The organism is Chromobacterium sinusclupearum (assembly GCF_002902845.1).
Lineage (GTDB): Bacteria > Pseudomonadota > Gammaproteobacteria > Burkholderiales > Chromobacteriaceae > Chromobacterium > Chromobacterium sinusclupearum.
In genome coordinates, this window is sequence record NZ_PPTF01000040.1 from 1 (window position 1) to 11,194 (window position 11,194).

Below are 11,194 nucleotides of genomic sequence, written 5' to 3' on the forward strand. Positions count from 1 at the left end.
TGGCCGCCTGCAGCAGCAAACAGGCGCTGGCGCCGATCAAGCCGACCGTCAGCGGCAGCAAGGCGCGGCTCAACAGCCCAGTCAGCTCGCCGCCGCGGTGGCGCGCCCACCAGCGCGACACATAAAAGCTCAGCAAGGACGACGGCAGGCAAATGCCCAGCATGCTGACCAGCGCGCCGCCCACGCCGGCCACATGCCAGCCCACCAGGCTCACCACCAGCACATTCGGTCCCGGCGCGGCCTGGGCCAGCGCGAACAACTCCGCCAGCTGCGCCGCGCTCATCCAGCCATGCGCCACCACGATGCGCTGCAGCTCCGGCAGCACCACATTGGCGCCGCCCACCGCCATCAGCGACAACAAACCAAACTCCCACAGCAAGGTCAGCAAGATCATTCGCCGCGCCCTCCCTTGCTCAGCCAAGCCAGGCCCAGCGCCAGCGGTATCGTGGCCAGCAGCACCCACAGCAAGGGCAAACGGAACAGCGCGATGGCGGCGAAGGTGGCAATCACCACCAGCGCGCTCCAGCCGCGCCGCTCCAGCCTGGGCAGCAGGCGCAGCGCCATCGCCAGCAGCAGGCCGGCCGCGGCGGAAGCCAGCCCGTGCATCACCTGCTCCACCAGCGGCAGCTGGCGATAACGGCCATAAAGAGACGCCAGCAGCAGCACGATGACCATAGGCGCCAGCAGCAAGCCGGACACGGCCACCATCGCGCCCATCGCCCCGTGGAAACGCGCGCCGACCGACACGGCCATATTGACGATATTGGGGCCGGGCAGCACCTGGCACAGCCCTAGCTGCTCGGCGAAATCGCCCTCGGACAGCCAGCGCCGACGCTGCACCAGCATGCTGTGCGCCTGCGGCAGCACGCCGCCGAAGCCGGTGATGCCGACGGAGAAGAAGCCGGCGAACAAGTCGCGCCGGCGCGGTTTGATCAGTTCGGTATTCATGCTTTGACACTACTCTTGGGCCAGGAACACTACAAACGAGAATTTCTGACAGGGGCGGTCAATAAAACTCACAGCGCGCCCAGGCGCTCGACGATGAAATCGACGAAGACCCTCAATTTCGGCAAGGGCTGCCGGTCCGCCGGGTAGATCAGGTGCATGGGTTTGGGCGGCGGCAGATAACCATCCAGCAAAGACACCAGCCGGCCCGAAGCCACATCGTCGGCCAGCAGCGCCTCCGCCTGCAGCGCCAGCCCCGCGCCGGCCAGCGCCAGCTGCCGCAAGGCCTGGCCTTGGTTGCATTGGAAACGGCTGGCGGCGATCTCCACGCCGTGCCGGCGGGCCAGCGCGTCCCAGCCGTCATCGCGCTGCCAGCGGCTGAATCCCAGACAGTCGTGGCCGGCCAGATCGGCCGGAGTCTGCGGCGTGCCGCGCGTGGCCAGATAGGCCGGCGAGGCGGCGATCATCATCCGATAGGGTTTCAACCGCCTGGCCACCATGCCGGAGTCGGCCAGCTGGCCGATGCGGAACACCGCGTCGTAGCCGTCCGCCACCAGATCGACCAACTGGTCGCTCAACTCCAGCTCCACGCCTATCTCCGGATAGCGCGCCATGAATTCGGCCAATAGCGGCGCCAGGCGCAAGCTGCCAAACGTCACCGAAGCATTGAGCCGCAGCACGCCGCGCGGCTGTTGCCGCAGCAGCTCGGCGGCATCCTCTGCCGCCGCCAGCTCCGCCAGGATGGCGCGGCAGCGCTGGTAATAGTGCTGCCCCAGCTCAGTCAGCTGCTGGCGCCGGGTGGTGCGCACCAGCAGCCGGCCGCCCAGGCGCTTTTCCAAGGCGGCGATATGCTTGCCGACCATGGGCTGGGACAGGCGATGCGCCTCCGCTGCCGCGGTGAAACTCCCCTTGTCCACCACCGCGACGAACAACTCCATGCTGAGCAGCCTATCCATTGATTGGAAACCCCTGGTTATTAATTTTGTTCATGATAACGGATTAATCAAATTGGCGAATCCCTGCACACTACGCTCATCGTTCACCCCACTGGAGAAACACCATGAAAATCCTGCTAATAGGCGCCAGCGGCACGCTGGGCCGCGCCGTCCAGCACGCCCTGTCCCACCACCAGATTCTCACCGCCGGCCGCGGCAGCGGCGACTTGCGCGTCGACATCACCGACAGCGCCAGCGTGCAACGGATGTTCGAACAGGCAGGCCGTCTCGACGCCATCGTCAGCGCCACCGGCAGCCTGCACTTCGGCCCGCTGGCGGAGATGACTGCCGCCGACTTCCGCATCGGCCTGGAAAACAAGCTGCTGGGCCAGATCGACCTGGCATTGACCGGCCAGCACTATCTGAACGACGGCGGCTCCATCACGCTGACCAGCGGCATCGTCAGCGCCCAGCCGATCCGCCACGGCAGCAACGCCACCGCCGTCAACCGCGCGCTGGAAGGCTTCGCCGCCGCCGCCGCGCTGGAATTGACGCGCGGCCAGCGCATCAATGTCGTCAGCCCGAATGTGCTGCAGGAGTCATGGGAAGGCTATGCCCCCTACTTCCCCGGCTTCGAAGCGGTGCCCGCCGCCCGCGCCGCCTTGGCCTATGTGCGCAGCGTGGAAGGCATCGCCAACGGCCAGACGCTGACTGTCTGGTAAATATTCATGCGGCCTGCCGCAGCTTGAGATGCAACAGAGGATACGGCCTGCCGGCGCCATCCCGCGCCGAGCGGCCAAGCACCTCAAACCCCATGCGCAGGTAAAATGCCAGCGCATCGGGGTTGTCTTCGTTGACGTCCACCTCGCTTACCGCCAGTGCGTCCACGGCATGGGTCAACAACGTCCGCCCCAGCCCCTGGCCGAAACAGGCAGGATCCACGAACAGCATTTCCAGCTTGCAGCCCACCACGCCGGCAAACCCTGTCGCCTGGCCATCCGCATCGCGGCAGACCAGCAACACCAGGCCGATGGACGCCGCCGCTTGAAACGCCGCCGCCACTTCGGGCCGGATTGCGGCGATATCGTCCTCCCGCAAAAAATGATGGGTGGCGCGCACCGAGCGTTCCCACAGGCGGAGCATGGATTGAAAATCCGCGGCATGCGCGGGGGTGATGGCGAGGGACATCGCGGTATCCTTTCTAAAGAACATTTCACAAGAAAGCGAGGATAGGAATCCTGCGCTCAGCGTTTGAGCGGCGGACACGCCGGCTATACTGCATCTGCCGCGCCCTAAGCCTTGGGCGCGCAACGGCGGAGGGCGGCGATGGGCAGGACATGGTTGGGCATGCTGGCATGGATATGGTGGTTGCAGACTGCGCACGCCGAACCAGTGCAGTCGTCCAGCCAGGCGATAGAACCATGGGGCGACGCCGCCAGCGGCGATGGCCTGGCGCCGCGCTTCCTGCTCTGGCTGGCCGCGCAAAGCGGCCTGCAGCTGCGCCAGGACATCCGGCCGCTGCCGCGGGTGGTGGAAGACCTCAAAAGCGGCCAGAACGCGCTGGCGCTGATTACCGCGTCGGCGGAGCGCGATGGCTTCGGACTGGAAGTGTGCCGCCCGACGGCGATCCGGCTGTCCGTGGTCTACCGCGATGCCGGCCGCCAGCTGAGCCAGGCCGATCTGCGGCACCGCCCGGTCGGCATCCTGCGCGGCACCCACACCCTGGACGACTTCCTCGCCGATAGCGGCGCGGACAGGGTATACGTCAGCGATCTGCATCAGGGCTTCCGCATGCTGCGCATCGGCCGGCTGGACGCGATGATGTGCGTCCGTCCCGGCTGCGGCCGCACCCTGCGCGAGATATCGACGCCGGGGGACAAATGGGCGGAGCTGTCGATCAGCAACGAGCCGATGGCGGTTTATGTGTCGCGCGCCCACCCGCTGGCGCGCGACGCCGCCATGCTGGACAAGCTGCGCGCCGCTTGCTCATCGCCACAGGGCAAGCAGGAAATCGCCGCGCTGCTGGCGCGCTACGATTAGCGCCGCGTCTGATCCTGCGTCGCCGCCCTTGGCTCTGGGCCTCTGCGAGGCTTGGTTAGCGACGCAAAGCGCAAAAAACCCGCCGGCCTGTCGCCAAGCGGGCGGGTTCGGGAATACGCCAAGGCGGCGGATCAGATATCGGCTTCCACCTCGTTGCCCTTGGCTTCCATCCAGCTGCGACGGCTGGACGCCTCGCCCTTGCCCATCAGCATGACGAACATGTCCAGCGTTTCCTTCAGCATGCCGGGGCGCACCTGCACCTTGACCAGGCGGCGGGTGTCCGGGTTCATGGTGGTGTCTTTCAGTTGCTCCGGGTTCATCTCGCCCAAGCCTTTGAAGCGGGAGATGGTCCAGGCGTTCTCGCGCACGCCCTCGCTGCGCAGACGATCCAGGATGGCGGTCATCTCGCCCTCGTCCAGCGCATAGAGCTTGCGCGGCGGACGGGTCTTGCCCTGGCCCGGCACATCGACGCGGAACAGCGGCGGCTGGGCGATGTAGATATTGCCGTTTTCCACCAGCCGCGGGAAATGGCGGAAGAACAGCGTCAACAGCAGCACCTGGATGTGCGAGCCGTCCACGTCGGCGTCGGACAGGATGGCGATCTTGCCGTAGCGCTGGCCAGACAGGTCCGGCTGATCGTTCGGGCCATGCGGGTCCACGCCTATCGCCACGGAAATGTCGTGGATTTCGGCATTGGAGAACAGTTGGTCCTTGTCCGTCTCCCAGCTGTTCAGAACCTTGCCGCGCAGCGGCAGGATGGCCTGGTATTCCTTGTCGCGCGCCAGCTTGGCCGAACCGCCGGCCGAATCGCCCTCCACCAGGAACAGCTCGTTGCGCTCGATGTCCTCGCTTTCGCAGTCGGTCAGTTTGCCCGGCAGCACCGCCACGCCGGAGCCCTTCTTCTTCTCCACCTTCTTGACCGACTTCAGGCGGCTCTGCGCTTGGCGGATGGCCAGCTCGGCGATCTTCTTGCCGGCTTCCACATGCTGGTTCAGCCACAGCTCCACCGGATCGCGGGCGAGGCCCGAGATCAGCTTCAGCGCGTCGCGGCTGGTCAGCTTGTCCTTGGTCTGGCCCTGGAACTGCGGATCCAGCACGCGGGCGGACAGCACGAAGCGCACTCGGCTCCACACGTCTTCGGCCATCAGCTTGACGCCGCGCGGCAGCAGGTTGTGGTGGTCGATGAAGCTCTTCACCGCGTCGAACACGCCGGCGCGCAGGCCGGCCTCATGCGTGCCGCCCACCGGGGTGGGAATCAGGTTGACGTAGCTCTCGCCGCTGGCGCCGTCTTCGAACCAGGCCATCGCCCATTGCGCGCCCTCGCCCTTGGCGAACTGCTCGTGGTCGTCGCCGATATAGGCTTCGCCGGCGAACAGCGGCGCCACCGGTTCGTCGCCGTTGCACAATTCGGCCAGATAGCTCTTCAGGCCTTCCGGATACTGCCAGACTTTGACCTCGTCGCCGCTGGGCTTTTCCACCGTCAGCGTCACCGCCACGCCGGGCAGCAGCACCGCCTTGGCGCGCAGCAGCCGCTCCAGCTCCTGCATCGAATAGCGCGGGCTTTCAAAATACTTGCCGTCCGGCCACACCCGCACGCGGGTGCCGCTGGTGCGCGGGCCGCAGTCAGCCACGCGGGCCAGCGGTTCGATCACGTCGCCGCCGGAAAACACCAGGCGGTGCACGCCGCCATCGCGCTTGACCTCGACTTCCAGCCGGGTGGACAGCGCATTGGTCACCGACACGCCTACGCCGTGCAGGCCGCCGGAGAAGGCATAGGCGCCGCCGTCCTTCTTGTTGAACTTGCCGCCGGCGTGCAGGCGGGTGAAGACCAGCTCCACCACCGGCACGCCTTCCTGCGGATGCAGGCCCACCGGAATGCCGCGGCCATCGTCTTCCACGCTGAGCGAGCCGTCCTGGTGCACGGTGACGGCGATCTTGCGCGCGTAGCCGCCCAGCGCCTCGTCGGCGGCGTTGTCTATCACTTCCTGGCAGATGTGGGTGGGGTCGGTGGTGCGGGTGTACATGCCAGGCCGCTCTTTGACCGGCTCCAGCCCCTTGAGCACCCGTACCGAGGATTCGTCGTATTGTTGAGTCATGTTGTGGTCTTACCCTGTCGGCGTTTCACGTCGACGCCGTCCATATGGGACGGCTCAAATAAAGACAGCGGGCATTGCCCGCCGTCGCTGTGCTGCAAAATTGCGCGGCCCGCTCACTGCTCGCTCTGCGCCGCGGCGATGCGCGCCAGATAGGCGTCGTGGCTCTCCACGCCCCGCAGGAAGCGCGACAGCTCGGACAAAGCGCGCTCGTACACATCGCGCTTGAACTCGATCACCGCGTCCACCGGCGCCCAATAATCGTTCCAGCGCCAGCCATCGAACTCCGGATGCGTGGACGCGCGCAGGCAAACATCGCTATCGCGGCCCACCAGCCTGAGCAGAAACCAGATCTGCTTCTGCCCTTTGTAACTGCCGCGCCATTCGCGGCGAACCCAATTGGTCGGCACCTCATAACGCATCCAGTCGCGGGTGCGTCCCAGGATCTTCACGTGCTGGGGCAGCAAGCCCACCTCTTCCAGCAGTTCGCGGTACATGGCGGCCTCCGGGCTTTCGCCCGGTTTGATGCCGCCTTGCGGGAACTGCCAGGAATGCTCGCGCACGCGCTTCCCCCAGAACACCTCGTTTTTGGCGTTGGTGAGGATGATTCCGACGTTTGGGCGGTATCCGTCCCGGTCCAGCATGGAAAAAACCTGCAATTCGTCTCGTTACCGGAATTTTTGCACATTTCGGCCCGCCTTGCCACGCGGCCCGCCAGCCGGCGGCGCGTCAAAACGCTTGACCGGCGTCACTTGCGGCCTCGCTCACTCCCCCAAATTGGCCAAACGATGCTACGATGCGTCGATTGAACGTCAATCTACTGCGCATTCATGGCATTTCTGCTCAATCGACCCACGTTGACCCGCCTGCCCTGGCTTCCGCTGCCGCCGCAAGACTTCACCACGCTGCTGCAGACCAGCGATTTTCGCCTGCGGCTGCTGGAAGCGATCGCCGCGGCGACCCGGCGCGTCTACCTGTGCGCGCTGTATCTGGAAAACGAGGAAGCGGGCCAGGAAATCCTGGACGCGCTGTACTTGGCCAAGCAACGCCAGCCTGAGCTGGACGTGCGCGTCATGGTGGATTGGCATCGCGCCCAGCGCGGCCGCATCGGCGAAGACCAGTCGCACTGCAACGCCAGCTGGTACCGTGAGGAAGCCGCCCGCCGCGATCTGGACATTCCGATCTATGGCGTGCCGGTGCAAACGCGCGAGCTGTTCGGGGTGCTGCACCTGAAAGGCTTCGTCATCGACGACACCGTGTTCTACAGCGGCGCCAGCCTGAACAATGTTTATCTGCACAAGCTGGACAAGTACCGCTTCGACCGCTATCACCTGATCCGCAGCCCGCAGCTGGCCGATACCATGGCCGATTTCATGGCCGAGCAGTTTTTCAACGACCCGGCGGTATTCCGGCTGGACAAACCCGCGCCGTCCACCCGCAGCATCCGCAAGGAGATCCGCCAGTTCCGCGACAAGCTGGTGCACAGCCAGTACCGTCCCGCCGCCTTGCCGCCAGGCTCGGCGGAGCAACTGGCCATCGCCCCCATTGTCGGCATCGGCAAGGGCAACCGGCTGAACCGCACGATACTCGATATCATCGCCAGCGCGGACAGCAAGCTGTTCATCTGCACGCCGTATTTCAACTTTCCGCGCGCCGTGGTGCTGGAAATCAACCGCGCCCTGCGCCGTGGCGTGGAAATCGACATCGTGGTCGGCGACAAGACCGCCAACGACTTCTACATCCCGCCGGAGCAACCGTTCCGCGTGATCGGCGCGCTGCCCTATCTGTACGAGATGAATCTGCGCCGCTTCGCCAAACGCCAGCGCCAATACGTGTCGCGCCAGCAACTGCGCATCCATCTGTGGAAAGACGGCGACAACACCTATCACCTGAAGGGCATCTGGAGCGACGCGCGCTACATCCTGCTGACCGGCAACAATCTGAATCCCCGCGCCTTCCGCCTGGACCTGGAAAACGCGCTGCTGCTGCGCGACCCTCAGGGCGATCTGCGCGCGCAGGGCGAAGCCGAACAACACAGCATTCTGCGCCACACCACCCCGCTGGCGCACTACCGCCAGCTGGAAGACGTGAAGCACTACCCGGAACAGATCAAGAAACTGCTCACCCGCTTGAGCCGCGTGCGGATAGACCGCATGCTCAATTTGATGCTGTAAGCACCCCGCCCCGCTTTCGCGGGGCTTGTTTTTTCCGCCCTCGCCGCGCCAGCCGGCTATGCTGATACAGTCAGTCATCATGCAAGCGGAGCCGTTTGATGCGAGCCATCCGCGTGGAAACGCGCCATTTGTCGGTCAGCCACGACTATTCGGAAAAGTGGCAGCAAGTGCTGGATCTGATGGCCCGCATTGTCAGCATTCCGGCCGCGCTGATCATGCGCGTGGAGCCGCCGAAGATAAAGGTGTTCCTGTCCAGCCATAGCGATGGCAATCCTTATGAGGAAGACGAGCTGGCCGATCTGGGCACAGGCCTCTATTGCGAAACGGTGATGAGCACCCGCAACGAGCTGACAGTGCCCAATGCCTTGACCGATCCGCACTGGCGCAACAATCCGGACATCAAGCTGGGCATGATCTCCTATATGGGCATGCCCTTGATCTGGCCTAACGAGGAGGTCTTCGGCACCATCTGCATTCTGGATCGCGAGGAGAACGGTTACACCCAAACTTATCGCCAATTGCTGGCCCAGTTTCGCAGCATGGTGGAGCGAGACCTGCGGCAGATCTACAACGACAAGGCCAGGGCGCAGGAAGACGCCGCCTTGCGCGCCGAAGAGGCGGAACGGGTACGCCGCGAGTTCGAACTGTTGCGCGCAGGCGAGCGCAAAGCGCTGCAGGCGCTGCGAGAAAGCGAGGAGCGCTGGCACTTCGCGCTGGAAGGCGCCGGCGACGGCGTATGGGACTGGGACATCGCCAGCGGCGAGATTTACTTATCCAATCGTTGCCAGCAACTGCTTGGCTTGAGCCAACCGGAGGAAATCGCCGATTTCAAACTTTGGCAGACCGGCATTCATCCGGATGACCTGCCAACCGTTTTGGCGGACTTGGCCAGTTATCTGCGCCAGCCGCAAGGGTCCTTTGCCATCGAACACCGGTTTCTCAAAGATCAAGGCTGGATCTGGCTGCTGGGACGCGGCATGGCGGTCAGCCTGGACACGCAGGGCCAAGCCTTGCGCATGATAGGCACCTACTCCGACATCACGGAACGCAAGCACGCCGAGGAGGAATTGCAATTACTGAACAGCCACCTGGAAGAACGTGTCGCCATCCGCACCGCCGAGCTGAAAAAGGCAATGCAGCAAATCAGCATCGTGGAGAAACAGGCGGCGCTGGCACGCATGGTCGCCGGCATGGCGCATGAGCTGAACACGCCCATCGGCAACATCCTGTTGTGCTCGTCGCAAATCCATGCCGACGTAGAAGCCATCGCCAAGGCCGACGCCGAGAAACAACTCTCCCGCAAAGGCCTGCAGGCATTTCTGGAGAAAGCCACGGAAAGCTGCGATTTATTGCAGAGGAACAGCGAACAGGCCGGCGACTTGATCGGCCGCTTCAAACAAATCGCGGTCGACCAACTGGATCAACCCAAACGCAGCTTCAATCTCGGCCAAGTCATCGCCAGACTGCTGCAAACCCTGCTGTCGCCAGAACATCATCCGCATGTCAAAGTGGAGTTACAGGCGCCGTCCGATCTGATCATCGATAACTATCCCAGCGCGCTGGAACAACTGCTTTCCCACTTGATTGCCAACTCGCTGGCTCATGGTTTCGACGGCAAGGAGACTGGCCGCATCACCGTAGCCATCAGCCGCGAAGGCAACGAAATCACGCTGCGCTATGCTGACGACGGCAAGGGCATCGAGACAGAACTGCATGGCAAGGTCTTCGATCCGTTTTTCACAACCCGCATGGGCCAGGGCGGCATCGGGCTTGGTCTGGCGCTGGTCCACAACATCGTTCAGGTCATCCTGAAAGGCCAGATCCGATTGGAAAGCGAACCGGGGCATGGCGCCACCTTCATCATCACCTTCCCGGCCAATGCCTGCTAGCCGCCCCCTCCCCTAACCCGCCCTAATCCTTGGCCAATGGCAACGGCCGGACTTCCTGCAGGCGCTGGTAGTCGACATGGTCGTTTTCATCTTCATCGGTATAGATCAGGTCGGCGAAGGCATGATTCCAACGAATATCCTGATGCGAAAACGTATGTCGCGCCACCATAGGCTGAATGGTCGTTTCATCCATGCCATTGATGGACAAGATCAGCTGCGCCTTGACCGCCGCCAGTGAGTCGGCATCGCGTTGATACAAGGGGCTGCGCTCATCTATCTTATGCATCAGCGTCCAGCCGAGTACAAACATCGGGTGCTCATCCCGCACCAGCTCCAGATCGTACAGCTTGCGAAAGGTCGTCCCTTCGGCAGTCACCTCCTGCTGCAACAGCCGCAGGCGGGCACTGGCATCAATGATCACATTATTTCTGGCATTGGCCGCGCGCAGCATCAACACCGGTTCACCGTTCAATGGCCGCACTACGGGGCTGCTGGTAAACACGATACGCGCCCTGGGCCGCGAAAAGCGGGCAAACGTCACGCCGGTAATCAATGCAATGCTCATCATGCCGATGAAAATTTCCAGCATGGAAATCCAATGCGTATACAGCGTTTGCGGATGCATATCGCCATAGCCAACCGTCGCCAGCGTTTCGACGCTGAAAAAGAATGCACCCAGAAAACCTGGCGGAAACTGGTTGGCGATGCCGCCGGCTTGCAATTGATAGAATCCGGCAAACAATAGATTCAATGCGATGAAAGCCGCCGCGATAAACAGGTAAAAACGCGGCCAACTGATGGTCATGCAGTAGTGATAGAGGTCATGCAGGGAGTGGCGCGGCAGACTGTGAATGAACAGGCTGCGGCCGCCCGCCTCTATGCGTCGCGCGGTTTTGCTGCTGCGAGTAACCATCTGGCGCCACCATGTCGAAGTCTGCAAAGGCTGATTGTGTGAGGGATGCAAACAGACGTCAATGGCGGCCATTCGCGCACTCGAAAGCGCAATAGCGGACGACGGGGATAGATTGGCGCGCGCAAAGCACAAAGCCCAGCTCGTGTGAGCTGGGCTTTGTCTTATGGGGCGTCTGGCGGTGTCCTACTTTCACATGGCGAATGCC

At 63.4% G+C, this 11,194-nt stretch carries 11 protein-coding genes; 4 read left to right on the forward strand and 7 right to left on the reverse strand.

Annotated features, from left to right (window positions below):
- The 3 genes from C2134_RS10155 to C2134_RS10165 form a co-directional block, all read right to left on the reverse strand.
- Positions 1-394, reverse strand: a 394-nt coding sequence (locus tag C2134_RS10155; protein WP_103319761.1) for a chromate transporter, incomplete at its 3' end; no start/stop codon positions are given.
- Complete coding sequence (locus C2134_RS10160) at positions 391-948, reverse strand: chromate transporter (RefSeq protein ID WP_103319763.1); 558 nt, start codon at positions 946-948, stop codon at positions 391-393. The genes C2134_RS10160 and C2134_RS10155, both read right to left, overlap by 4 nt.
- A 68-nt stretch (positions 949-1,016) precedes the next feature.
- A complete protein-coding gene (locus tag C2134_RS10165; protein ID WP_103319765.1) occupies positions 1,017-1,901 on the reverse strand; it encodes a LysR substrate-binding domain-containing protein in 885 nt (294 codons plus the stop codon).
- Between the two features lie 104 nt (positions 1,902-2,005).
- On the opposite strand from C2134_RS10165, the gene C2134_RS10170 reads away from it, so the two are divergent.
- Positions 2,006-2,602: a short chain dehydrogenase gene (locus C2134_RS10170; protein ID WP_103319767.1), complete on the forward strand. Its 597-nt coding sequence runs from the start codon at positions 2,006-2,008 to the stop codon at positions 2,600-2,602.
- A 4-nt stretch (positions 2,603-2,606) separates the two neighbouring features.
- Here the strand turns inward: C2134_RS10170 and C2134_RS10175 are convergent, their stop codons facing one another.
- Positions 2,607-3,068 carry a GNAT family N-acetyltransferase gene (locus C2134_RS10175; RefSeq protein ID WP_103319768.1) on the reverse strand — a complete coding sequence of 154 codons (462 nt, stop codon included), beginning with the start codon at positions 3,066-3,068 and terminating at the stop codon, positions 2,607-2,609.
- A gap of 159 nt (positions 3,069-3,227) precedes the next feature.
- Between C2134_RS10175 and C2134_RS10180 the strand changes: the two genes are divergently transcribed.
- Positions 3,228-3,920 (forward strand): substrate-binding periplasmic protein, encoded by a 693-nt coding sequence (locus tag C2134_RS10180; protein ID WP_146042129.1) that lies wholly within the window; start codon positions 3,228-3,230, stop codon positions 3,918-3,920.
- Positions 3,921-4,051: 131 nt separating this feature from the next.
- On the opposite strand, the gene parE is transcribed toward C2134_RS10180, so the two are convergent.
- Both parE and C2134_RS10190 read right to left on the reverse strand, forming a co-directional pair.
- Positions 4,052-6,016, reverse strand: a complete 1,965-nt coding sequence (gene parE, locus C2134_RS10185) for a DNA topoisomerase IV subunit B (protein WP_103319772.1) — start codon at positions 6,014-6,016, stop codon at positions 4,052-4,054.
- Between the two features lie 113 nt (positions 6,017-6,129).
- Positions 6,130-6,657, reverse strand: coding sequence for an RNA pyrophosphohydrolase (locus C2134_RS10190; protein WP_189338848.1), 528 nt, complete (start codon positions 6,655-6,657; stop codon positions 6,130-6,132).
- 186 nt (positions 6,658-6,843) lie between these two features.
- On the opposite strand from C2134_RS10190, the gene pssA reads away from it, so the two are divergent.
- Entirely contained in the window at positions 6,844-8,187 is a 1,344-nt protein-coding gene (pssA, locus tag C2134_RS10195; protein ID WP_103319774.1) for a CDP-diacylglycerol--serine O-phosphatidyltransferase, read from the forward strand.
- Positions 8,188-8,285: 98 nt separating this feature from the next.
- On the forward strand, positions 8,286-10,076 hold the full coding sequence (locus tag C2134_RS10200; protein WP_233196411.1) for a sensor histidine kinase: 1,791 nt from the start codon (positions 8,286-8,288) through the stop codon (positions 10,074-10,076).
- Positions 10,077-10,098: 22 nt separating this feature from the next.
- Here the strand turns inward: C2134_RS10200 and C2134_RS10205 are convergent, their stop codons facing one another.
- Entirely contained in the window at positions 10,099-11,061 is a 963-nt protein-coding gene (locus tag C2134_RS10205; protein ID WP_233196412.1) for an ion channel, read from the reverse strand.
- Between the last annotated feature and the right edge of the window lie 133 nt (positions 11,062-11,194).